Raw genomic sequence first — 22571 nt, forward strand, 5'->3', positions numbered from 1 at the left:
GCAGGATACGACGCACCTGGGTGATCCGCGCGACGCTCTCGCCAACTGGGCTGAGCCGATCGAGTGGGGCGCGAGCGGCATGGGGAGATTGTGTGAGGCTCGTGTGCCGGGTGTGGCCGGAAGCAGGCTCCCTTTGTCGCTGATACCCTGGTAGCCCGTGGACCGGTGGTCGTCGGCGAGAGCAGACGAGGCCCCCGAACCGCAGCGACGGCATCTCCGGAATCTCCGGACGGCAACGCCGACACGCACCTCACGATCGCGACCACGGGAGCCCCCTTTGGCTATGCAGCCCACATCCACGACGACCAAGCACATCTTCGTCACCGGGGGTGTCGCCTCTTCCCTCGGCAAGGGTCTGACTGCCTCCAGCCTCGGTGCCCTGCTCAAGGCGCGCGGCCTCCGGGTCACCATGCAGAAGCTCGACCCGTATCTGAACGTCGACCCGGGCACGATGAACCCGTTCCAGCACGGCGAGGTGTTCGTCACCAACGACGGCGCCGAGACCGACCTGGACATCGGCCACTACGAGCGCTTCCTCGACGTGGACCTCGACGGCTCGGCCAACGTCACCACTGGCCAGGTCTACTCGCAGGTCATCGCCAAGGAGCGGCGCGGCGAGTACCTCGGTGACACCGTGCAGGTCATCCCGCACATCACCAACGAGATCAAGCACCGCATCCGCCGCATGGCCACCGACGACGTCGACGTCGTCATCACCGAGGTCGGCGGCACGGTCGGCGACATCGAGTCGCTGCCCTTCCTGGAGACGGTCCGCCAGGTCCGTCACGAGGTCGGCCGGGACAACGTCTTCGTCGTGCACATCTCGCTGCTGCCCTACATCGGCCCCTCCGGCGAGCTGAAGACCAAGCCCACCCAGCACTCCGTGGCGGCTCTGCGCAACATCGGTATCCAGCCGGACGCGATCGTGCTGCGAGCCGACCGCGAGGTCCCGACATCCATCAAGCGCAAGATCTCGCTGATGTGCGACGTCGACGAGGCCGCGGTCGTCGCCGCGATCGACGCCAAGTCGATCTACGACATCCCCAAGGTGCTGCACACCGAGGGCCTGGACGCCTATGTCGTGCGCAAGCTCGACCTGCCGTTCCGCGACGTCGACTGGACCACCTGGGACGACCTGCTGGACCGCGTCCACAACCCCGACCACGAGGTCACGGTCGCGCTCGTCGGCAAGTACATCGACCTTCCCGACGCCTACCTCTCGGTCACCGAGGCCATCCGGGCCGGCGGCTTCGCCAACAAGGCCCGCGTCAAGGTCAAGTGGGTCACCTCCGACGACTGCCGGACCCCCGCCGGTGCCACCGAGCACCTCGGCGACGTGGACGCGGTCTGCATCCCCGGCGGCTTCGGCGAGCGCGGGGTCGACGGCAAGGTCGGCGCCATCCGCTACGCCCGCGAGAACAGGATCCCGCTGCTCGGCCTCTGCCTCGGCCTCCAGTGCATCGTGATCGAGGCGGCCCGCAACCTCGCCGAGATCCCCGACGCCAACTCCACCGAGTTCGACGCCGCCACCTCGCACCCCGTCATCTCGACGATGGAGGAGCAGCTCGCGTTCGTCGAGGGCGCGGGCGACCTGGGCGGCACCATGCGGCTCGGCCTCTACCCGGCGAAGCTCGCCGAGGGCTCGCTCGTGCGCGAGGCCTACGACGGCGAGCCGTACGTGGAGGAGCGCCACCGCCACCGCTACGAGGTCAACAACGCCTACCGCGGCGAGCTGGAGAAGAAGGCCGGCCTGGTCTTCTCCGGCACCTCCCCGGACAACAAGCTGGTCGAGTACGTCGAGTACCCGCGCGAGGTCCACCCCTACCTGGTCGCCACCCAGGCGCACCCGGAGCTGCGCTCCCGCCCGACCCGCCCGCACCCGCTCTTCGCGGGCCTGGTGAAGGCGGCCGTCGCGCGCAAGGTCGGCGCGGCCGAGTAGTTCCGAGGCATTACGGTTGACCGGGGTACGGCTCCTTCACGGGTGCCGTGCCCCGGTTTTTCGGTCTGCACGCGGGAGGACGCACATGGCTATCCAGGACACGCCGGAGGAGTGGCAGGTCACCGAGACCGTCACGCCCTTCACCGGCAAGAAGACCAGCGTCCGCACCGACCAGGTGGTGATGCCCGACGGATCCGTCCACGGCCGTGACTACCAGGTCCACCCCGGCTCCGTCGCCGTCCTCGCGATCGACGACGAGGACCGGGTCCTCGTCCTGCGCCAGTACCGCCACCCGGTGCGCCACAAGCTGTGGGAGGTCCCGGCCGGACTCCTGGACGTGCCCGGTGAGAACCCGCTGCACGCCGTGCAGCGGGAACTCTACGAGGAGGCGCACGTCAAGGCCGAGGACTGGCGGGTGCTGACCGACATCTACACGACGCCGGGCGGCTGCGACGAGGCCGTACGGATCTTCCTCGCCCGCGACCTCTCGGAGGCGGAGGGCGAGCGCTTCGAGGTCGCCGAGGAGGAGGCCGACATGGAGCTGGCCAGGGTGCCGCTCCAGGAGCTGGTACGAGGGGTGCTCGCCGGCGAGCTGCACAACAGCTGCCTGGTGGTCGGCGTCCTGGCGCTCACCGCCGCTCGCGCGGGTGACGGTCTCGACGCGCTGCGGCCCGCCGACGCGCCCTGGCCGGCCCGGCCGTTCGAGGCCTGACGGGCCGTCGGGACGCGCGGGGGAGCCGCCGGACGGCTTTCTTGCGGTCACCCCCTCGCGCCGCCCGATCGTAAAAGATGCTGATCCGATCGGGGGACGCCCTCGTCGCGCTCCACCCGGTTCGCCCACCCGTCTGAACTACGCTCTGAATGCCCTCACCGGAGTCCCGGAGGGCGACGCGTGCAGCGAAGTGGAGCGTGGCCCGTGACGGATCAGGCGGTGGACACCAGCGGCCCGGCCGAGGCAGCGGGGACCGAGGAGCCGGCCGCCTTCGAACCAGCCCAGTTCTTCGGCCGCGAGCGCGAGTTGAAGGAACTGCGCGAGGACATCGACCGGGCCGGACTGGACACCATGGCCGGCCGCGGGAGCGGCCGGGCCCGCGTCCTGCTGATCGCCGGGCGCCCCGGTTCCGGCCGCACCGCCCTCGCCGCCGAACTCGTCCGGCGGCTGCTGGAGACGGGCGACTACCCCGACGGCGCGGTCCGCGTCCGGCTCACCGAGACCGGGGGCGCCCCCGTGCCCGCCGAACGCGCCGCCCGCGACCTCCTCGACCGGCTCGGCATCACGGGACCCCCCGGCGCGGACGCGGACGAGCTGTCCGAGATGGTCCGCGAGGCCCTCGCCGTACGCCGGGTCGTCCTCCTGCTCGACGACGCCCCGGACGCCGAACAGGTGGACCCGCTGCTGCCGGACAACCCGGACTGCCTGGTCGTCGCCACCGCGCAGGGCCCGCTGACCGGCATCCCCGGCGTCCGGCCGTGCACCCTCGGCGGACTGGACGCGGGCTCCGCCGTCGAGCTCCTGGCCCGGGCCATCGGACAGGTCAGGATCACCGTCGACCCGCTGACCGCCCAGACGCTGGCCGAGGAGTGCGGCGGGCAGCCCGCCGCACTCGTCATGATCGGCGGCTGGCTCGCCACCCGTCCGACCGCCTCGGTCGCCGACGTCACCAAGCAGCTGCGGGAGCTGCCGGACGACCCCGAGCAGCCCGCCGGCGCCCGTCCGCTGACCCGCGCCTTCCGGCTGGTCCACGACTCGCTGCCGCCGACCGCCGCCCGGATACTGCGTCTGCTCTCCCTCGCCCCGGCCGGGCTCGCCGACGCCCACACCGCCTCCGCGCTGGCCGGCTGCTCCGTCTCGGCCGCCCGGACCACCCTCGACGACTTCGTGCGGCTGGGCCTGCTGCGGGCCGACGGGGCCGAGGAGCCGCAGTACGAGGTGCCGGGCTGCCTCGCCGGACTGCTGCGGGCGCTGCTGGAGGACCGGGACCGACCCGCCGAGATCCAGCTCGCCCGCGCCCGGATGCTGGAGCGCACCGTGCGCCTGCTCCAGTCTTGCCGGGCGGTCACCGAACCCGAGGGCTCCCCGGCCCGGCGCAAGCTCGCCGGACTGCCCCGCACGCTGCGCTTCCCCGCTCCCGAGGCGGCCGCCGCCTGGCTGCGGATCCGCAGGCCCGCGCTGCTCGCCTCCGCCCGGATCGCCGTCGAGGACGGTGAACTGGACACCCTGGCACGGCGGTTGGTCGCCGCACTGGTGCGGGCGCTGGCCGTGCACGAGGGCACCGAGGCGGCCGCCCCCGAGCTGTACGCCCTGCACGGCCTGGTGCTGGCCGTCGCCGAGCGGCGCGGGCTGCCCCGGGAACGCGCCGCGGCGCTGCTCAACCTCGCCGATCTGGACGCGGGGACCGGCCGGACCCGGGAGGCGCTGGCCCGCTACCGGGCCGCGCTGGACGCCGGACGGGAGGCGAAGGATCCGTACGCCACCGGCCGCGCGATGGAATCCGTCGGCGGCGCCTACGCCGAGCTCGGCGACTACCACCGGGCCTCCGACTGGTACGGCCGGGCGCTCGCCCAGCGGCTCACACAGGGTGACCGGGCGGACGAGGCGCGTCTGTACGGGCGGCTCGGCACCGTCCACACCTACGCCGGGCGGTACGGCGAGGCGCTGCGGAACTGGCGGGCCGCGGCGGCGGGCCACCGCAGGCTCGGCGACCTGCCCGCCCAGGCGCGGGCGCTCAGCGAGGTGGCCCGGGTCCAGGAGTACGCGGGCCGTCCGCAGGAGTCGCTGCAGACCTGCCGGGAGGCCGTGGAGTGGGCCCGGCGGGCCAAGGACCTGCGGTTGCAGGCCGCGCTGGAGCTCCGGCTCGCGGACACCCTCGACCGCCTCGGCGACCCCGCCGCGGCCGGTCTGCACAGGGGTGCGGCCGAGAGATTGCTGGGCGAGGAGAGCGCAGCCTACGAAATCCGTAGTGCGACGACAGAAAATTAATGCTTTGTAAGGCTAGACAGCGGGAAGCCCTTCATTAGACTGGCTCTGCCGCGGGTGTTCGCGGTGTCTCCATTTACGCTGCGTATATCCGGGTATGTACAGCCATGTCCGGACAACCCTCTGAGTCAAGGACCGTGATCGACGTGAAGGTCGGCATCCCCCGCGAAGTCAAGAACAACGAGTTCCGCGTGGCGATCACGCCTGCCGGTGTGCACGAGCTCGTCCGCCACGGCCACCAGGTCGTCGTCGAGGAGAACGCCGGAGCCGGCTCGTCCATCACGGACGAGGAGTACATCGCCGCCGGTGCGCGGATCCTCCCCACCGCCGACGAGGTCTGGGCCACCGCCGACCTGCTGCTGAAGGTCAAGGAGCCGGTCGCCGAGGAGTACCACCGCCTGCGCAAGGGCCAGACCCTCTTCACGTACCTGCACCTCGCCGCCTCCCGCGCGTGCACGGACGCGCTGCTGGAGTCCGGCACCACTGCCATCGCCTACGAGACCGTCGAGACCGCGAACCGCGCGCTGCCGCTGCTCGCCCCGATGTCCGAGGTCGCGGGCCGGCTGGCCCCGCAGGTCGGCGCCTACCACCTGATGCGCTCGGTCGGCGGCCGCGGTGTGCTGCCCGGCGGCGTCCCCGGTACGGCGGCCGGCCGCGCCGTCGTCATCGGCGGCGGTGTCTCCGGCTGGAACGCCACGCAGATCGCCGTCGGCCTCGGCTTCCACGTCACCCTGCTCGACAAGGACATCAACAAGCTCCGCGAGGCCGACAAGATCTTCGGCACCAAGGTGCAGACGGTCGTCTCCAACGCCTTCGAACTGGAGAAGGCCGTCGTCGAGGCCGACCTCGTCGTGGGTGCCGTGCTGATCCCCGGAGCGAAGGCCCCGAAGCTGGTCACCAACGAGCTCGTCGCCAAGATGAAGCCCGGAAGTGTACTTGTCGACATTGCAATTGATCAGGGCGGTTGCTTCGAGGACTCGCACCCGACGACGCACGCCGAGCCGACCTTCATGGTTCACGACTCGGTCTTCTACTGCGTCGCGAACATGCCGGGCGCGGTGCCCAACACCTCGACGTACGCCCTCACCAACGCGACGCTGCCCTACATCGTGGAGCTCGCGAACCGGGGCTGGGCCGACGCGCTGCGCCGTGACGCCGCACTCGCCAAGGGCCTCAACACCCATGACGGGCAGGTCGTTTACCGCGAGGTGGCCGAGGCGCACGGTCTCGACCACGTCGAACTGAGCACGCTCATCGGCTGACGGGTCAACCCTCCGGGTCAACCTCGCGCGTCCGGCCGGACCTTGCCGAGCAAGGTCCGGCCGGACGCGTGTCGGGCCCTCCCCGGGCCCCGCGCAACTCGCCTCGAACGTAACCGTTTAACCGATTCGTGCACCCGCGAAAAGTGTGCACGGAGGGTTGCGCGCCCTTGACATCGGGGCGTTCGATTGCCGACACATCGGGCCGGGTCCGGCGGATTGTGTTGCTGCGGACCGGTGACACGCCATAGAGTCGCCAATCGTCGGCATGGTGCCACGCTGACCTATCGATAAGTTTCCTGGTCACGTCCAAGGAGGTAAGACGACTTGTGAATGAGTCGACATTTACTCCCGGGGGTGTTCAACCAGGGATGCCTGCACGGGGCCAGAGCCCGAACGGGCTGGAGGCTGTCGGCTCCGTCGCTGTCCGCACCTTCTCCACCCACCAGCACATGACGACAGCCCCCCAGATGATGGACGGCCTACACGTGAACGCCATGGCCGGCAACGAGAGCGGCCGGGACACCGCCCGCCTCGCCGACTTCGAGGAAGCGCCCCAGGGGCACTTCTACGACCCCGACGCCGAGTACGAGCCCGATCCGGAGTACGCGGCCACCCTCGCGCCCGACGCCGCACGGCAGCGCCGCGAGCGGATCGGCCCCACCGGCCGGCCCCTGCCCTACTTCCCGATCCCGGGCCCGCTGACCGATCACGGCCCCGCGAAGATCATCGCGATGTGCAACCAGAAGGGCGGCGTCGGCAAGACCACGTCGACCATCAACCTGGGCGCCGCGCTCGCCGAGTACGGACGACGTGTGCTGCTCGTCGACTTCGACCCGCAGGGAGCCCTGTCGGTCGGCCTCGGCGTCAACCCGATGGAGCTCGACCTCACCGTCTACAACCTGCTCATGGAGCGGGGCATGGCGGCCGACGAGGTCCTGCTCAAGACCGCGGTCCCCAACATGGACCTGCTGCCCAGCAACATCGACCTCTCCGCGGCCGAGGTGCAGCTCGTCAGCGAGGTCGCCCGCGAGTCCACGCTCCAGCGCGCCCTGAAGCCGCTGATGGCCGACTACGACTACATCGTGATCGACTGTCAGCCCTCGCTCGGCCTGCTCACCGTGAACGCGCTGACCGCCGCGCACAAGGTGATAGTGCCGCTCGAGTGCGAGTTCTTCGCGCTGCGCGGTGTGGCGCTGCTCACCGAGACCATCGAGAAGGTCCAGGAGCGGCTCAACCCCGACCTGGAGCTCGACGGCATCCTCGCCACCATGTACGACTCCCGCACGGTGCACAGCCGTGAGGTCCTGGCGCGCGTCGTCGAGGCCTTCGACGATCACGTCTACCACACGGTCATCGGGCGCACGGTCCGCTTCCCGGAGACCACGGTCGCCGGTGAGCCCATCACCACCTACGCATCCAACTCGGTCGGTGCCGCCGCCTATCGCCAGCTCGCCAGGGAGGTGCTCGCCCGGTGTCACGCCGAGTGAGTCTGCCCGGGGCCGACGAACTGTTCCGTACCACCGGGGGGATGGGGCTGCAGTCCTCGTCCCCCGCGGAGCGGCGGCGCAAGGCGAACGGCGAGGCCCGGGTGCCCGCTCCGGCCGGCGAGAACGAACCCGGGGCGGACGCGCCGGGGGAGGGCTCCGAGGCCCCCGCCGACGCGGCGGCCCGCACCGCGCGGGAGGAGCACTCCGCGGCGGACGCCGACGCGGGCGACTCGCGCAGCCGCGCCGGTGAGAACGGCCGGGTCGCGGTGGCCGCCCAGGCCGGGCGCCGCCCGCAGCAGCCGTCCGCCCAGGAGCCGGTGCCCGCCCCCGTCGTGCAGCAGCAGCGCAGGCGCGGCGGCGGCCGCGGGGCGAACCGGCGGCCCAGCGGCCGGGAGCGCCACGACGAGAAGATCACGGTCTACGTCTCCGCCGAGGAACTCATGGACCTCGAACACGCGCGGCTCGTGCTGCGTGGTGAGCACGGTCTGGCCGTGGACCGCGGCCGGATCGTCCGCGAGGCGGTCGCCGTCGTGCTCGCGGACCTGGAGTCGCGCGGCGACGCGAGCATTCTCGTACGGCGGCTGCGCGGCCGCTGAGCGGTGCGGCGCCGGTAGCCTGCCCGGAGAGGGGCGCGCCGGTTCGGCCCTTCCCGTCCGGGCCGCCGCCCGCCGCCGAGTCCCGCCGCACCCTGGATCTCCATGCCGACACCCGACCAGCCCGCCCGCACCGCCCGCCGCCCGCTGGGCCGCGGGCCGGGGGGCCACGGGGACAGCGCGGCCGGTCCCGGACCCGCGACGCCGGCGCCCGAGCCCGTACCCGTATCCGCTCCCGTTCCGGACGTCGCGCCGGAGGAGCCCGCGCCCGGGCCCGAAGGCCCGCCCGAGGCCGCCGCCGAGCCCGATGACGGGCGGTTCACCGTGCGGCTCGCGAACTTCGAGGGGCCCTTCGATCTGCTGCTCCAGCTCATCTCCAAGCACAAGCTGGATGTGACCGAGGTCGCCCTGTCCAAGGTCACCGACGAGTTCATGGCCCATATCCGGGCCATGGGGCCGGACTGGGACCTGGACCAGACGACCGAGTTCCTGGTCGTCGCGGCGACGCTGCTGGACCTGAAGGCCGCCCGGCTGCTGCCCGCCGCCGAGGTCGAGGACGAGGCGGACCTGGCGCTGCTCGAAGCCCGGGACCTGCTCTTCGCGCGGCTGCTCCAGTACCGCGCGTACAAACGCATCGCCGAGATCTTCAGCGACCGTCTCGAATCGGAGGGCCGCCGCTTCCCCCGTACCGTCGGGCTGGAGCCGCACCACGCCGAGCTGCTGCCGGACGTCGTCATCAGCATCGGGGCGGAGGGCTTCGCCCGGCTGGCCGTCAAGGCGATGCAGCCGAGGCCCAGGCCGCAGGTGTACGTCGACCACATCCACGCCCCGCTGGTCAGCGTGCGCGAGCAGGCCGGGATCGTGGTGGCGCGGGTGCGCGAGGCGGGCGAGCTGAGCTTCCGGGCGCTGACCGAGGACGCACCGGACACCCTCACCGTCGTCGCCCGTTTCCTGGCCCTGCTGGAGCTCTACCGGGAGAAGGCCGTCGCCCTGGACCAGGACGAGGCGCTGGGCGAGCTCATGGTGCGCTGGGCCGGGGGAGAGGGCGCCGAGCCCACCGTGACGGACGAGTTCGACCAGGAGGCACCGGACGTGCGCGACGAGCGACAGGAAGTGACGCCATGAGCGAGCAGGACCCCACCGGCTCCGCCGTCGCGGACCTCGACCTCAAGCCCGCGCTGGAGGCCGTCCTGATGGTCGTCGACGAGCCCGCCACCGAGGAACACCTGGCCAAGGTGCTGGCGCGGCCCCGGCGGGCGGTGGCCGATGCGCTGCGGGAGCTGGCCGACGAGTACACGGTGCAGCGGCGCGGCTTCGACCTCAGGCTGGTCGCGGGCGGCTGGCGCTTCTACACCCGGCCCGAGTACGCGGCGGCGGTCGAGGGCTTCGTGCTGGACGGCCAGCACGCCCGGCTCACCCAGGCGGCGCTGGAGACCCTCGCGGTGGTCGCGTACCGCCAGCCGGTGAGCCGTTCCAGGGTCTCGGCGGTGCGCGGAGTGAACTGTGACGGGGTCATGCGGACCCTCCTGCAGAGGGGCCTGGTCGAGGAAGCGGGCGCGGAACCCGAAACAGGTGCGATCCTGTACAGGACGACGAACTACTTTCTGGAGCGGATGGGCCTGCGCGGCCTGGATGAGCTCCCGGAGCTCGCGCCCTTCCTCCCCGAGGCGGACGCGATCGAGGCTGAGACGCTAGAGGGTGTGCCGTCGTTCGATCCGGACGCACCGGACACCCCGGATACTCACGCAGACGACAAGACGGATTTTTGATGCGAAGCAGTGGCAGGAACAGCGGAAGCGGCAGCGGTAGCAGCGGCGGCGGCAGGAGCGGCGGCAGGGGCGGTGGCAGCGGCGGTGGCAGCGGCGGCGGCCGGAGCAGCAGGAACAACACCGGCAGCGGCAGGAACAGCAACCCGAACCCCCGGACCTCCGGGTCCGGCCGCGACGACAAGCAGGAGCAGCGCCCCCGCCGGCCCCGCCCCGAGGAGCGCCGCTACGACGTGGGCAACGACAAGCCGGGCGGCGACGGCGGCACCCGCAAGGGCCGCGGTGCAGCCGCGCGAGGCGGTGCCAAGGGCGGTCCGAAGAGCCCGCAGAGCGGTTCCCGGAGCAGCGGCCGGCGCGCGCCGTACGGCGCCCCGGCCCGCCCGCGCGAGCTGGACGCCAAGATCGAGCAGCGCAACCGCGACCGGTACGCGGACAAGCCGGAGATCAAGACGCCCAAGACCCACCCGGGCGCCGAGCAGGAGGGCGAGCGGCTGCAGAAGGTCCTCGCCCGGGCCGGCATGGGCTCGCGCCGCGCGTGCGAGGAGCTGATCGAGCAGTCCCGCGTCGAGGTGAACGGCGAGATCGTCGTCGAGCAGGGCATGCGCGTCGATGTGCACCACGACGAGATCAAGGTCGACGGGCTGACCGTCGCGACCCAGTCGTACCTGTTCTTCGCGCTGAACAAGCCGGCCGGTGTCGTCTCCTCCATGGAGGACCCGGACGGCCGCCAGTGCCTCGGTGACTACGTCACCAATCGTGAGACGCGTCTCTTCCACGTCGGCCGGCTGGACACCGAGACCGAGGGCATCATCATGCTCACCAACCACGGCGAGCTGGCCCACCGTCTCACCCACCCCAAGTACGGCGTGAAGAAGACCTACCTGGCGGCCATCCAGGGCCCGCTCCCGCGCGACCTGGGCAAGCGGCTCAAGGACGGCATCCAGCTGGAGGACGGGTACGCCCGCGCCGACCACTTCCGCGTCGTCGAGAACACCGGAAAGAACTACCTCGTCGAGGTGACCCTCCACGAGGGCCGCAAGCACATCGTCCGCCGGATGCTGGCCGAGGCCGGCTTCCCGGTCGAGCGGCTGGTGCGGACGTCGTTCGGGCCGATCCCGCTGGGCGACCAGAAGTCGGGCTGGCTGCGCCGGCTCACCAACACCGAAGTGGGCATGCTGATGCGCGAGGTCGGTCTGTAGACCGCACGCCCCACCGATCACGGCCCGCGGCCGGTTCCCGGATCCGGAATCCTCCGGAAGGGAACCGGCCGCGGGCCTTTCGCATGCCCCGCCGAACCTTTATAGTCAGAATGACTATTAAGGAGGCGGGCGTGAGTCTCGCGGACATACTCGATCCCTTGCAGCAACCCCTGGTGACGGTCCTGGACACCCCGGTCAGCTGGACCGAGGTGCTGGGCTTCGGCAGCGGCGCGCTGTGCGTCTGGCTCGTGGCCCGCCAGCACCTCGCCAACTGGCCGATCGGCATCGCCAACAACCTCTTCTTCATCCTGCTGTTCACCCAGTCCGGGCTGTACGCCGACGCCGGACTCCAGATCGTCTTCATCGCCCTTGCCGCGTACGGCTGGTGGACCTGGACCCACGGGGGTGGACCAGGGACGGACCGCCTGCCGGTGCGGCGCACGACACGCACCGAGTGGACCTGGCTGCTCGCGGCAGGGGCGGTGGGGACCCTCGTGCTGACGGTCCTGCTGGACCGGGCCACCGATTCGACGGTGCCCGTCTGGGACGGCCTGACGACCGCCCTGTCGCTGGCCGCCACCTACGGTCAGTGCCGCAAGCTCGTCGAGTCGTGGTGGCTCTGGATCGCCGCCGATGTGGTCTACATCCCGCTGTACGCGTACAAGGAGCTCTATCTGACCTCGCTGCTGTACGCCGGCTTCCTGACGCTGTGCCTGTTCGGACTGCGCAACTGGCGGCGCGACCTCGCCGTTCGCACCCCCGGGGCCATGGAGGCCGTGGCATGAGGCGCTTCGCGCACGGACTGGTGCTCGGCAAGTTCTATCCGCCGCACGCCGGCCACCACCACCTCGTCCGCACCGCCCGGGACCGCTGCGAGCGGCTGACCGTGCTGGTCTGCGCCGCCTCCGTGGAGTCCGTGCCGCTGGCCGACCGGGTCGCCTGGATGCGGGAGGCGCACCCGGACGTCACGGTGGTGGGAGCCATGGACGACACCCGCATGGATCTGCACGACCCGGCGGTCTGGGACGCGCACATGGCCGTCTTCACCGGTGCGGTGCCCGAGCCCGTGGACGCCGTCTTCACCTCCGAGTCGTACGGGGACGAACTCGCCCGCCGCTTCGGTGCCGAGTCCGTCTGCGTCGACCCGGACCGCACCGCCTTCCCGGTCTCCGGCACCGCCGTCCGCGCGGACCCGGCCGGCTGCTGGGACTTCCTCGAAGCACCGGTCCGCGCGGCGCTCACCCGCCGCGTCGTCGTCCTGGGCGCGGAGTCCACCGGCACCACCACGCTGGCCCGCGCCCTCGCCGCCCACTACCGGCGGCGCGGCGGCGTCTGGGCACGGACGGGGTACGTCGCGGAGTACGGGCGCGAGTTCAGCGAACAGAAGCTGGCCGCGCTGCGTGCCCGGTGGCCCGAGGCGCAGTGGGAGGACGTCACCTTCGGCACCGACGACTTCCCGATGATCGCCGAGGCCCAGAACGCCCGCGAGGAGGCTGCGGCCCGCGCCGGCTCGCCGGTGCTCGTCTGCGACACGGACTCCTTCGCCACGACCGTCTGGCACGAGCGGTACGTCGGCGGACGCAACCCGCTCGTCGAGCGGACGGCCGACCGCCTCACCCACCACCTCTGGCTGCTCACCGACCACGAGGGCGTCGACTTCGAGGACGACGGGCTGCGGGACGGCGAGGAGCTGCGGCCCTGGATGACCGACCGCTTCCGGGCCGAACTCACCCGTACCGGAAGGACGTTCATCGAGGTGACCGGAAGTCGTGAGGAACGCCTCGCGCGGGCCGTCGAGGCCGTCGACGCGCTGCTCGCCGAGGGCTGGGACTTCGCCGCACCCCTTCCGGAGCGGCGATGAGCGCCGTGGCCCCCGAGGGCTACGACCCGCACGCCTTCGAGCCCTTCGCGGTCACCGTCGACCTGGCCGTCTTCACGGTCCGGGCCGCCCGGCTGCACGTCCTGCTCGTCGAGCGGGGCGCGGAGCCCTACCGGGGCCGCTGGGCGCTCCCCGGCGGCTTCGTCCTGCCCCGCGAGTCGGCCGGCACCGCGGCCCGCCGGGAGCTGGCCGAGGAGACCGGGCTCTCCGGGGACACCGTCACGGGCCTGCACCTGGAGCAGTTGCGCACCTACAGCGACCCGGACCGCGACCCGAGGATGCGCGTCGTCTCCGTCGCCTACACGGCGCTCGTGCCCGACCCGCCCGAACCGCGCGGCGGCGGCGACGCGGCCGGGGCGCGCTGGTGGGACACCGGCACGCTCGGGCCGCTCGCCTTCGACCACGACCGCATCCTCGCCGACGCCCGGGACCGGATCGGCGCCAAGCTCGAGTACACCTGCCTCGCCACGGCGTTCTGCCCGCCCGCCTTCACCCTGGGGGAGCTCCAGCAGGTGTACGAGACGGTCTGGGGCGTCGAGCTGGACCGGCCCAACTTCCGCCGCAAGGTCCTCGCCACGCCCGGCTTCGTCCAGCCGGCCGAAGGGGCGCCGCGCAGGACCGGCGGACGCGGGAAACCGGCCGCCCTCTACCGGGCGGGCGACGCCACCGCCCTGCACCCTCCGCTGCTGCGACCCGAAGGACGGACCACATGACCGCGACCCGCACATCCAGGGCGGCCACCGGCGCGCTGACCGGGCTCGCGCTCGGCGACGCGCTCGGCTTCCCGACCGAGTTCAACGACGTGCCGTCGATCCTCGCCAAGTCCGGACCGTGGCGCGAGATGGAGCTGCCGAAGCCCGCCTTCGTCACCGACGACACCCAGATGACCCTGGCCCTGGGCCGGGGCATCCGCACCGCCATGGACAGCGGACTGCTCACCCCCGAGCGGCTGGTGGGGCCGGTGCGCGCCGAGTTCGTCGCCTGGTACCACTCGCCCGAGAACAACCGCGCCCCCGGCCGCACCTGCCTGGAAGCCTGTGAACTGCTCGACAGCGACCGGCCCTGGCAGGAGGCCAGCCGGACCGGCTCCAAGGGCTGCGGCGCCAACATGCGCGTCGCGCCCCTCGGCCTGGTGCCCGGCCTCAGCGACGAGCAGCGCGCCGGGGCCGCCCAGCTCCAGTCCGCCCTCACGCACGGCCACCCGACGGCGCTGGCCGCCTCCGACCTGATGGCCCACGCGGTGTTCCTGCTCGCGCACGGTGCCGAACCCCTCGGCCTGATCGGCCAGTTGCGCTCCTACGCGTACGAGAACCGCGGCCGCTACCTCACCCGGTGGCTCGGCGACCTGTGGCGCCACACGCACGACGCCTCGCCCGAGGCGTTCATCAGCCGGGGCTGGGACGAGTGCCTGGCCGCGCTGGAGAGGGTCCGGGACGCCCTGCTCGACCCGTCGCCGGAGACCGACCCCTGCGAGCGGACCGGGGACGGCTGGATCGCCGAGGAGGCCCTCGCCACCGCCCTGCACTGCTTCCTGCTCTTCCCCGGCGAGCCCGTCACCGCCCTGCGCCGGGCCGCCTGCACCCGGGGCGACTCGGACTCGATCGCCTGCCTGACCGGTGCGCTGGCCGGTGCGCATCTGGGGGCCGGGGCCTGGCCCGACGCGTGGTCGGAGCGGATCGAGTACCGGAGCGACCTGCTGTCGCTCGGGGCCCTCTGGGACGCTTGAGCCATGCCTTCGGACACCACGCTCCTGCGGGAGGCCGGCCTGCCGGTCACCGACCTCGCCCCGGTCCTCGCCGGGGAACGCCATCCGCTGCTGTTCGCCACCGTCTCCGGGGCCCATCTGTACGGGTTCCCGTCCCGGGACTCGGACGTGGACCTGCGCGGGGTCCATCTGCTGCCCGCCGAGGACCTCCTCGGGCTCCGTGAACCCGAGGAGACCAGCTCGCGGATGTGGGACCGGGACGGCGTGGAGATGGACCTCGTCACCCATGACCTGCGCAAGTTCGTCCGGCTGATGCTGAAGCCGAACGGCTATGTGCTGGAACAGCTGCTCTCGCCGCTGGTCGTGCACACGACCGCGCCGCACACCGAACTGGCCGCCCTCGCACCGGGCGTCCTCACCCGCAACCACGCCCACCACTACCGGGGGTTCGCCCACACCCAGTGGCGGCTCTTCGAGCGGACCGGTGAGCTCAAGCCGCTGCTCTACACCTTCCGGGCGCTGCTCACCGGCATCCATCTGATGCGCGCCGGCGAGGTGGTCGCCCATCTGCCGACGCTCCTCACGCAGGTGACGGCGCCCGCCTACCTCCCGGGTCTGATCGCGGCCAAGGCCGAGGCGGAGCACCTGGGCGCCGACGGGGTGGAGAAGGAGGCGGCGGCCCGGGACGTCGAGGCACTGCACGGGGCCCTCGACGCGGCGCAAACGGCTTCCGCGCTGCCGGAGCGGCCCGGCGGCTTCGACGCGCTGCACGACTTCGTGGTGCGCGCCCGGCTCGCCCCGGTCTCAGCCGGCTGAACCGGACGCGGCGGCCAGCGCGGACGCCCGCCGGGTGCGGATCAGGAAGTCCTCGACCCGTGCCCGGTCCGGTTCGGCCGGCAGCGGGGAGGCGGCGGCCGCCGCGTCGTTCTCCCCGGCCAGCCGGTTCATCCGCCGCTCCACCTCCGGCCAGGCCACCTCGCCCCGCTTGACCGCGAGCAGTTCCGCACGGGCCGCCCCCACGTCGATGGTGAGCTCTCCCGTACGCAGCAGATCCCGTCCGGCCGTCAGCAGCCGCAGCAGATGCATGGCGTGCTTCCAGCGCGGTGCCCCGTACTGCCGGACGTCCGCCTCCAGTTTTCTGCGCTGGCCCATCGCATAGCGGACGAACGTGCCGTGGGCGCGGCGGGACAGGAACGCCCCGCGCAGCGACAGCAGCTCGCGGCCGGTCGCGTCGATCCGCTCCACCAGGGGCGAGTGCAGGCACTCCAGCACATTGGGGTTGGCCCGCAGCGCCAGTTCGCAGAAGCGCTCCAGCTCCCAGGAGAACTGTTCGTCGGCCGGCCCCTCGATGTGCGTCGGCGGCTTGTCGAACCGCCAGAACAGCGGGGTCGGCGCGAGGAACACCCCGCGCCGGTCGGTGTCACTGCTCTGCGTGGCGAGGCCGAAGGCGCGCGATCCCATCACGCAGGAGTAGACCGTGTGGTCGCGGACCAGGGCCTCGCCGTCGGGAGTGATCATGCCGGGAGGGTACGCGAGGGCCGGGCGGTCCCGCCCGGGGTATTTCCGGTACCGCCGACGGGCAGCCGCAGCGACTTCCTGTACAGCTGTCCAGGAACTTCTTGTACAGTTGTCCCGGAAGTCGACGCGGGTCGGCACGGAAGGTCGTGAGGTCGTTCCCCATGCACACAGCAGCCCAGGTCCTCGTCGCGCTCGTCGCGCTGATCCACGCCTATTTCCTGGTCCTCGAAATGTTCCTCTGGGACACCCCGCGCGGGCGGTCCGCCTTCGGTACGACCCCGGAGTTCTCCCGGGAGAGCGCCACGCTCGCCGCGAACCAGGGGCTCTACAACGGCTTCATGGCGGCGGGGCTCGTCTGGGGCCTGATCGCGGACGACCCGGTGGCGTACCAGGCGCAGGTCTTCTTCCTGTGCTGCCTGGTCGTCGCCGGGGTCTACGGCGCCGCCACCGTCAGCCGGAAGATCCTCTTCGTCCAGGCCGCCCCGGCCGCGGTGGCCCTGGCGCTCGTCCTGGCCGCGGGCTGAGCCGGTGGTGCCCGCGACGACGGCCGGCAGCGGCGACCCGCGTACCGCCAGGACCCGGGCCAGGCTGCGCGCGGCGCTCCTGGCGGCCTGCGAGGAACAGCCGCTCGACCGGATCGGCGTCTCGGAGATCGTCCGCCGCGCCGGCGTCGGCCGGGCCACCTTCTATGTGCACTACGACGATCTGCGCGCCCTCGCCGTGGACGCCTGCGCCGAGACCGTCCGGCAGGCCGTGGACGCCCTGCACGCCTGGGAGGGGGCGCCGCCCGGACCCGACGCACCGCCACCCGGGCTGACCCGGCTGCTGGGCGCGGTCCAGGAGCGGGCCGAGGTCTACCGCGGCCTCCTGTCCGCCGGCGGCGGCGGCCCGCTCGGCGAACTGCTGCACGAGGAGCTGAGGGCCCGCAGCCTCGCCGAACTGACGCTCCGGCGCCCCGGAGGAAGCGGCCACGAGGTGACCGCAGGGGCCGTCGCGGGACTGTTCACCGGCGTACTCGCCGACTGGGTGCACGGGCGGATCGACGCCGGACCAGGCGAGCTGGCCGGGAACATCTGGCGGATGCTGCTCGCGGTGCACGCCACCGCCGCGTCTCACGGACAGGGCGCCCGGGCACGGGACCGCCCCGCCCCTCTACGCTGAAACAGCCGGAACACAGGCGCACGAAACGGTACGGACAAGCAAGGAGCACGACGTGGCGGTACGAGCGGTCCGCGGAGCCGTCCAGCTGGAACGGGACGAGGCCGGACACATGGACGAGCAGGTCAGCGCCCTGCTCACCGCCATCCTCGAACGCAACGAGCTGGTCGCGGACGATCTGATCAGCATCTGGTTCACGGCCACCCCGGATCTGCACAGCGACTTCCCGGCCGCCGCCGCGCGCGGCATCGGGATCGTCGACGTACCGCTGATCTGCGCCCAGGAACTGGACATCGAGGGCGCCATGCCCCGGGTCGTCCGGATCCTCGCCCATGTCGAGACGTATCTCGCCAAGTCCGAGATCGCCCATGTCTACCTCGGCGCCACCGCCGCCCTCCGCAAGGACATCGCCCAGTGAGAACCGCCGTCGTCATCGGAACGGGCCTCGTCGGCACGTCCGCAGCCCTCGCCCTCGCCGGGCGCGGCATCAAGGTCCACCTCGTCGACCACGACCCGGAGTCGGCCAGGACCGCGGCAGCCCTCGGAGCCGGTACGGACGAGCCCGCCGAGGGCCGTGTCGACCTGGCGGTCGTCGCCGTGCCGCCGTCCCACACCGCCGCCGTCCTCGCCGCCGCCATGCGCGACGGCGTCGCCCGCGGCTACCTGGACGTCGCGAGCGTCAAGGGCGGCCCGCGCCGCGAGCTGGAGGCACTCGGCGTCGACCTCGCCCCGTACATCGGTACGCACCCCATGGCCGGCAAGGAGCGCTCCGGGCCGCTCGCCGCGACCGCCGACCTCTTCGAGGGCCGCCCCTGGGTGCTCACCCCGACCCGCGACACCGACACCGAAGTGCTCAACCTCGCGCTGGAACTGGTCGCGCTCTGCCGCGCCGTCCCGGTCGTCATGGACGCCGACGCCCACGACCGGGCCGTCGCCCTCGTCTCCCACACCCCGCAGCTGATCTCGTCCATGGTCGCCGCCCGCCTGGAGGAGGCCGACGAGACCGCCGTACGCCTGTGCGGCCAGGGCATCCGGGACGTCACCAGGATCGCCGCGTCCGATCCCCGGATGTGGGTCGAGATCCTCTCCGCCAACCCCGGACCCGTCGCCGACGTCCTCGCCGGGGTCGCCGCCGACCTCGACGAGACCGTGACCGCCCTGCGCGGCCTCCAGTCCGCCGACGAGGACAAGCGGCGCGAGGGCGCCGAGGGCATCCAGGACGTCCTGCGCCGGGGCAACGCGGGCCGCGTCAGGGTTCCGGGCAAGCACGGCGCCGCCCCCGCCTCCTACGAGGTCGTGGCCGTCCTCATCAGCGACCGCCCCGGCGAACTGGCCGGGATCTTCGCGGACGCGGGCCGGGCCGGGGTCAACGTCGAGGACGTACGGATCGAGCACGCCACCGGCCAGCAGGCCGGGCTCGTCCAGCTCATGGTCGAACCCAGCGCCGCCCCGGCCCTTGGCGCCGCACTGCGCGAGCGCGGCTGGTCGATCCGGCAGTAGCCCCGGGAAGACGGGCCCCGCGGGCACTTGTCCACAGGGGTGGTCGGACCCGCCCCGGCACTCGGTAACCTTGTGCGGGGCGGGTTCGCGCGTCCCGACCCGCCCACCCCGTGTACCAGGAAGGTGTCCACCACCGTGGAAACCGTAAGCGCCGCCGCCCGGACCGCCCCGGCCGCAGTGATCGTCGCCATCGACGGGCCCTCCGGCACCGGCAAGTCCAGCACCTCCAAGGCCGTCGCCGCCCAGCTCGGCCTGAGCTACCTGGACACCGGCGCCCAGTACCGGGCGATCACCTGGTGGATGCTGAACAACGGCATCGACGTGCACGACGCGGTCGAGGTGGCCACCGCGGCCGCCAAGCCGGTGATCGTCTCCGGCACCGACCCCACCGCCCCGACGATCACCGTCGACGGCGAGGACGCCTCGGGCCCGATCCGTACGCAGGAGGTCACCTCCAAGGTCAGCGCCGTCAGCGCCGTCCCCGAGGTCCGCACCCGGATCACCGAGCTCCAGCGCACCATCGCCGCGGGCGCGGCGAAGGGCATCGTCGTCGAGGGCCGCGACATCGGCACCACGGTGCTGCCCGACGCCGACCTCAAGATCTTCCTGACCGCGTCGCCGGAGGCCCGCGCGGCCCGCCGCAGCGGCGAGGTCAAGGGCTCCGATCTCGCCGCCACCAAGGAGGCGCTGATCAAGCGGGACGCCGCCGACTCCGGCCGCAAGACCTCGCCGCTCGCCAAGGCGGACGACGCGGTCGAGGTGGACACCACCGAGCTGACCCTCCAGCAGGTCATCGAGTGCGTCGTCACCCTCGTCGGGGAGAAGCGGGCCGCTCGGTGACCCAGGCCACGGGTGCGCCCACCCCGCGCGGAGCGGCGGTCGGGCGCGGCATCGGGATCGGGCTGATGCACGGGCTCTTCAGGCCCCGTGTCCTCGGCGCGTGGCGGGTACCCGCCGCCGGACCCGTCATACTCGCGGTGAACCACTCGCACAACATCGACGGGCCGATGCTGATGGGCACCGCGCCCCGGCCCGTCCACTTCCTGATCAAGAAAGAGGCGTTCGTCGGCCCCCTGGACCCGTTCCTGCGCGGAATCGGTCAGCTGAAGGTGGACCGTACGACCGCCGACCGCACCGCCATCACCCACGCGCTGGGCGTGCTGGAGGGCGGCGGGGTGCTCGGGATCTTCCCCGAGGGCACCAGGGGCGAAGGCGACTTCGCCTCGCTGCGCGCCGGGCTCGCCTACTTCGCGGTACGCAGCGGGGCGCCGATCGTGCCCGTGGCCGTACTGGGAAGCACCGAGCGCCGCGGACGGTTGATATCAGCGCTGCCGCCGCTGCGCAGCCGCGTCGATGTCGTCTTCGGCGAGGCCTTCCAGGCGGGCGACGGCAGCGGCCGGCGCACCCGCAAGGCGCTGGACGAGGCGACGCTGCGGATCCAGGGACGGCTGACCGGCCACCTGGCGCAGGCCGGGCGCCTCACCGGGCGCACCGGGTAAGACTTGAGTAGTGGACCGCGTGCTGCGCGGCCCATCGATGATGATGCAAAGAGGAACGGACTTCATGAACGACCAGATTCACTCCGGCGGCTCGGACCACGAGCACGGAGCGCTTGGCGATGCCGAGTACGCGGAGTTCATGGAGCTCGCCGCGCAGGAGGGGTTCGACCCCGAAGAGGTCGAGGGCGCGATCGGTGAGGCCGGTCACGGCCCGCTGCCCGTGCTCGCCGTCGTCGGCCGCCCCAATGTCGGCAAGTCGACGCTGGTGAACCGGATCATCGGCCGCCGCGAGGCCGTCGTGCAGGACAAGCCCGGCGTCACCCGTGACCGCGTCAGCTACGAGGCCGAATGGGCGGGCCGCCGCTTCAAGGTCGTCGACACCGGCGGCTGGGAGCAGGACGTGCTCGGTCTGGACGCCTCCGTCGCGGCCCAGGCGGAGTACGCGATCGAGACGGCCGACGCGGTCGTCTTCGTCGTCGACTCCACCGTCGGCGCCACCGACACCGACGAGGCCGTCGTCAAGCTGCTGCGCCGGGCCGGCAAGCCCGTCGTGCTCTGCGCCAACAAGGTCGACGGGCAGAGCGGCGAGGCGGACGCCACCGCCCTGTGGTCGCTCGGCCTCGGCCAGCCGCACCCGGTCTCCTCGCTGCACGGCCGGGGCACCGGCGACATGCTGGACGCCGTCCTGGAGGCGCTGCCCGAGGCGCCCGCCCAGACCTTCGGCACGGCTGTCGGCGGCCCCCGCCGCATCGCGCTGATCGGCCGCCCGAACGTGGGCAAGTCCTCGCTGCTGAACAAGGTGGCGGGCGAGGACCGCGTCGTCGTCAACGAGCTGGCCGGCACCACCCGCGACCCGGTCGACGAGCTGATCGAGCTCGGCGGCATCACCTGGAAGTTCATCGACACGGCCGGCATCCGGCGCCGGGTCCACCTCCAGGAGGGCGCGGACTACTACGCCTCGCTGCGTACCGCGGCCGCCGTGGAGAAGGCGGAGGTCGCCGTGATCCTGATCGACTCCAGCGAGTCGATCAGCGTCCAGGACCAGCGCATCGTCACCATGGCCGTCGAGGCCGGACGTGCCATCGTGCTCGCCTTCAACAAGTGGGACACCCTCGACGAGGAGCGTCGCTACTACCTGGAGCGCGAGATCGACACGGAGCTCGCGCAGGTCGCCTGGGCCCCCCGGGTCAACGTGTCGGCCGTCACCGGCCGCCACATGGAGAAGCTGGTCCCGGCGATCGAGACCGCGCTCGACGGCTGGGAGACCCGGGTTCCGACGGGCCGGCTCAACGCCTTCCTCGGCGAGATCGTGGCCTCCCACCCGCACCCGGTCCGCGGCGGCAAGCAGCCCCGCATCCTGTTCGGCACCCAGGCGGGCACCAAGCCGCCGAGGTTCGTCCTCTTCGCCTCCGGCTTCCTGGAGCACGGCTACCGGCGCTTCGTCGAGCGCCGGCTGCGCGAGGAGTTCGGCTTCGAGGGCACCCCGATCCACATCTCGGTGCGGGTCCGCGAGAAGCGCGGCCGCAACAAGTAGCCGGCCTCGCGCACGACACGACGCAGCCCCGGACCGCTCGTTCACCGAGCGGTCCGGGGCTGCGTCGTGCGGTCAGGCGCCGCGTGAGCCGGGCGGCAGCGCCGCGGGCTGTACGCGTCCCGCGTGCCGCCCCACCCGCTGCCAGGCGCCGAGGCCCGTGCCGTGCGAGCCCGACGAGCCGCTGCCGTGCCCGGACGCGCTGCTCGTCGTCCCCGTCGTCACCGCCGCACCGTGCCCAGAGTGGCCGCTCAGCGGGGCGCGGGAGCCGAAGAGCCCGGTGCCGAAGGCCTGCAGCCCGAGACTCTCCTCGCCGCTCCGGTCACCAGGCAACGCCCGGAACGACCGGCGGTACTCGGAGTACAGCGCGTCGTAGATCGGGGTGTGGGACGGGCCGCCCGATGGGTCCTGCGCGGGGCGCATGGCAGGGATCGGGCTCGGACGCTGGTGGGAGGGGTCGTATGAGTGCACGTAGGTGCCAACGACCCCGTCGGCCGTCGGATGCGGGCCCGCCGGAGAAATAGCTGTTCGCCGAGGGTGCGCGGGGCGCCCGGACAT

At 72.4% G+C, this 22571-nt stretch carries 23 protein-coding genes; 21 read left to right on the forward strand and 2 right to left on the reverse strand.

Annotated features, from left to right (window positions below):
• Positions 1 to 283: 283 nt before the first annotated feature.
• From RLT58_RS28470 to RLT58_RS28535, 14 genes are all read left to right on the forward strand, one after another.
• Positions 284 to 1939 (forward strand): CTP synthase, encoded by a 1656-nt coding sequence (locus RLT58_RS28470; protein WP_311313217.1) that lies wholly within the window; start codon positions 284 to 286, stop codon positions 1937 to 1939.
• Positions 1940 to 2024: 85 nt separating this feature from the next.
• On the forward strand, positions 2025 to 2651 hold the full coding sequence (locus RLT58_RS28475) for an NUDIX domain-containing protein (protein WP_311313218.1): 627 nt from the start codon (positions 2025 to 2027) through the stop codon (positions 2649 to 2651).
• A 204-nt stretch (positions 2652 to 2855) separates the two neighbouring features.
• On the forward strand, positions 2856 to 4919 hold the full coding sequence (locus RLT58_RS28480) for a tetratricopeptide repeat protein (RefSeq protein ID WP_311313219.1): 2064 nt from the start codon (positions 2856 to 2858) through the stop codon (positions 4917 to 4919).
• A 143-nt stretch (positions 4920 to 5062) separates the two neighbouring features.
• A complete protein-coding gene (gene ald / locus RLT58_RS28485; RefSeq protein ID WP_311314685.1) occupies positions 5063 to 6178 on the forward strand; it encodes an alanine dehydrogenase in 1116 nt (371 codons plus the stop codon).
• A gap of 368 nt (positions 6179 to 6546) precedes the next feature.
• Entirely contained in the window at positions 6547 to 7665 is a 1119-nt protein-coding gene (locus RLT58_RS28490) for a ParA family protein (protein WP_311313220.1), read from the forward strand.
• Positions 7662 to 8261, forward strand: coding sequence for a hypothetical protein (locus RLT58_RS28495; RefSeq protein ID WP_311314686.1), 600 nt, complete (start codon positions 7662 to 7664; stop codon positions 8259 to 8261). Before RLT58_RS28490 ends, RLT58_RS28495 begins: the two co-directional genes overlap by 4 nt.
• A 102-nt stretch (positions 8262 to 8363) precedes the next feature.
• Entirely contained in the window at positions 8364 to 9383 is a 1020-nt protein-coding gene (locus RLT58_RS28500; protein WP_311313221.1) for a segregation and condensation protein A, read from the forward strand.
• On the forward strand, positions 9380 to 10027 hold the full coding sequence (gene scpB / locus RLT58_RS28505) for an SMC-Scp complex subunit ScpB (RefSeq protein WP_311313222.1): 648 nt from the start codon (positions 9380 to 9382) through the stop codon (positions 10025 to 10027). The genes RLT58_RS28500 and scpB overlap by 4 nt, the downstream gene beginning before the upstream one ends.
• Positions 10027 to 11223 carry a pseudouridine synthase gene (locus tag RLT58_RS28510; RefSeq protein WP_311313223.1) on the forward strand — a complete coding sequence of 399 codons (1197 nt, stop codon included), beginning with the start codon at positions 10027 to 10029 and terminating at the stop codon, positions 11221 to 11223. Before scpB ends, RLT58_RS28510 begins: the two co-directional genes overlap by 1 nt.
• Positions 11224 to 11354: 131 nt before the next feature.
• The gene (pnuC, locus tag RLT58_RS28515) at positions 11355 to 12008 is read left to right on the forward strand and encodes a nicotinamide riboside transporter PnuC (protein ID WP_311313224.1); all 654 of its coding nucleotides are present in this window, start codon (positions 11355 to 11357) and stop codon (positions 12006 to 12008) included.
• The gene (locus RLT58_RS28520) at positions 12005 to 13084 is read left to right on the forward strand and encodes an AAA family ATPase (protein ID WP_311313225.1); all 1080 of its coding nucleotides are present in this window, start codon (positions 12005 to 12007) and stop codon (positions 13082 to 13084) included. The genes pnuC and RLT58_RS28520 overlap by 4 nt, the downstream gene beginning before the upstream one ends.
• Positions 13081 to 13815 (forward strand): NUDIX hydrolase, encoded by a 735-nt coding sequence (locus RLT58_RS28525; RefSeq protein WP_311313226.1) that lies wholly within the window; start codon positions 13081 to 13083, stop codon positions 13813 to 13815. The genes RLT58_RS28520 and RLT58_RS28525 overlap by 4 nt, the downstream gene beginning before the upstream one ends.
• Positions 13812 to 14828: an ADP-ribosylglycohydrolase family protein gene (locus RLT58_RS28530; protein WP_311313227.1), complete on the forward strand. Its 1017-nt coding sequence runs from the start codon at positions 13812 to 13814 to the stop codon at positions 14826 to 14828. Before RLT58_RS28525 ends, RLT58_RS28530 begins: the two co-directional genes overlap by 4 nt.
• A gap of 3 nt (positions 14829 to 14831) precedes the next feature.
• Positions 14832 to 15623, forward strand: coding sequence for a nucleotidyltransferase domain-containing protein (locus RLT58_RS28535; protein ID WP_311313228.1), 792 nt, complete (start codon positions 14832 to 14834; stop codon positions 15621 to 15623).
• Here the strand turns inward: RLT58_RS28535 and RLT58_RS28540 are convergent.
• The gene (locus tag RLT58_RS28540) at positions 15612 to 16325 is read right to left on the reverse strand and encodes a nucleotidyltransferase domain-containing protein (protein ID WP_311313229.1); all 714 of its coding nucleotides are present in this window, start codon (positions 16323 to 16325) and stop codon (positions 15612 to 15614) included. The two genes, RLT58_RS28535 and RLT58_RS28540, sit on opposite strands and share 12 nt — an antisense overlap.
• 161 nt (positions 16326 to 16486) lie before the next feature.
• On the opposite strand from RLT58_RS28540, the gene RLT58_RS28545 reads away from it, so the two are divergent.
• The 7 genes from RLT58_RS28545 to der all read left to right on the forward strand — a co-directional run bounded on the left by RLT58_RS28545 (position 16487) and on the right by der (position 22016).
• Positions 16487 to 16849: a DUF1304 domain-containing protein gene (locus RLT58_RS28545; RefSeq protein ID WP_311313230.1), complete on the forward strand. Its 363-nt coding sequence runs from the start codon at positions 16487 to 16489 to the stop codon at positions 16847 to 16849.
• Positions 16850 to 16856: 7 nt separating this feature from the next.
• Positions 16857 to 17486: a TetR/AcrR family transcriptional regulator gene (locus RLT58_RS28550; protein WP_399131691.1), complete on the forward strand. Its 630-nt coding sequence runs from the start codon at positions 16857 to 16859 to the stop codon at positions 17484 to 17486.
• A gap of 52 nt (positions 17487 to 17538) precedes the next feature.
• Entirely contained in the window at positions 17539 to 17901 is a 363-nt protein-coding gene (gene aroH / locus RLT58_RS28555; RefSeq protein ID WP_311313232.1) for a chorismate mutase, read from the forward strand.
• Positions 17898 to 18983, forward strand: a complete 1086-nt coding sequence (locus tag RLT58_RS28560; RefSeq protein WP_311313233.1) for a prephenate dehydrogenase — start codon at positions 17898 to 17900, stop codon at positions 18981 to 18983. The genes aroH and RLT58_RS28560 overlap by 4 nt, the downstream gene beginning before the upstream one ends.
• A gap of 123 nt (positions 18984 to 19106) precedes the next feature.
• Positions 19107 to 19823 (forward strand): (d)CMP kinase, encoded by a 717-nt coding sequence (gene cmk / locus RLT58_RS28565; RefSeq protein ID WP_311313234.1) that lies wholly within the window; start codon positions 19107 to 19109, stop codon positions 19821 to 19823.
• Positions 19820 to 20482, forward strand: a complete 663-nt coding sequence (locus tag RLT58_RS28570; RefSeq protein ID WP_311313235.1) for a lysophospholipid acyltransferase family protein — start codon at positions 19820 to 19822, stop codon at positions 20480 to 20482. Before cmk ends, RLT58_RS28570 begins: the two co-directional genes overlap by 4 nt.
• Before the next feature lie 64 nt (positions 20483 to 20546).
• Positions 20547 to 22016, forward strand: coding sequence for a ribosome biogenesis GTPase Der (gene der, locus RLT58_RS28575; protein ID WP_311313236.1), 1470 nt, complete (start codon positions 20547 to 20549; stop codon positions 22014 to 22016).
• Positions 22017 to 22088: 72 nt separating this feature from the next.
• On the opposite strand, the gene RLT58_RS28580 is transcribed toward der, so the two are convergent.
• The gene (locus RLT58_RS28580) at positions 22089 to 22436 is read right to left on the reverse strand and encodes a hypothetical protein (protein ID WP_311313237.1); all 348 of its coding nucleotides are present in this window, start codon (positions 22434 to 22436) and stop codon (positions 22089 to 22091) included.
• Positions 22437 to 22571 lie beyond the last annotated feature (135 nt).

Origin of the sequence: Streptomyces sp. ITFR-16, assembly GCF_031844705.1 — a bacterium.
Taxonomy (GTDB): domain Bacteria; phylum Actinomycetota; class Actinomycetes; order Streptomycetales; family Streptomycetaceae; genus Streptomyces.

Coding starts and splice junctions, on each gene's coding strand:
- RLT58_RS28470 (WP_311313217.1), top strand. CDS start 284: ATGCAGCCCACATCCACGACGACCAAGCACATCTTCGTCACCGGGGGT.
- RLT58_RS28475 (WP_311313218.1), top strand. CDS start 2,025: ATGGCTATCCAGGACACGCCGGAGGAGTGGCAGGTCACCGAGACCGTC.
- RLT58_RS28490 (WP_311313220.1), top strand. CDS start 6,547: ATGCCTGCACGGGGCCAGAGCCCGAACGGGCTGGAGGCTGTCGGCTCC.
- RLT58_RS28500 (WP_311313221.1), top strand. CDS start 8,364: ATGCCGACACCCGACCAGCCCGCCCGCACCGCCCGCCGCCCGCTGGGC.
- scpB (WP_311313222.1), top strand. CDS start 9,380: ATGAGCGAGCAGGACCCCACCGGCTCCGCCGTCGCGGACCTCGACCTC.
- RLT58_RS28510 (WP_311313223.1), top strand. CDS start 10,027: ATGCGAAGCAGTGGCAGGAACAGCGGAAGCGGCAGCGGTAGCAGCGGC.
- RLT58_RS28520 (WP_311313225.1), top strand. CDS start 12,005: ATGAGGCGCTTCGCGCACGGACTGGTGCTCGGCAAGTTCTATCCGCCG.
- RLT58_RS28525 (WP_311313226.1), top strand. CDS start 13,081: ATGAGCGCCGTGGCCCCCGAGGGCTACGACCCGCACGCCTTCGAGCCC.
- RLT58_RS28530 (WP_311313227.1), top strand. CDS start 13,812: ATGACCGCGACCCGCACATCCAGGGCGGCCACCGGCGCGCTGACCGGG.
- RLT58_RS28535 (WP_311313228.1), top strand. CDS start 14,832: ATGCCTTCGGACACCACGCTCCTGCGGGAGGCCGGCCTGCCGGTCACC.
- RLT58_RS28540 (WP_311313229.1), bottom strand. CDS start 16,325: ATGATCACTCCCGACGGCGAGGCCCTGGTCCGCGACCACACGGTCTAC.
- RLT58_RS28545 (WP_311313230.1), top strand. CDS start 16,487: ATGCACACAGCAGCCCAGGTCCTCGTCGCGCTCGTCGCGCTGATCCAC.
- der (WP_311313236.1), top strand. CDS start 20,547: ATGAACGACCAGATTCACTCCGGCGGCTCGGACCACGAGCACGGAGCG.
- RLT58_RS28580 (WP_311313237.1), bottom strand. CDS start 22,436: ATGCGCCCCGCGCAGGACCCATCGGGCGGCCCGTCCCACACCCCGATC.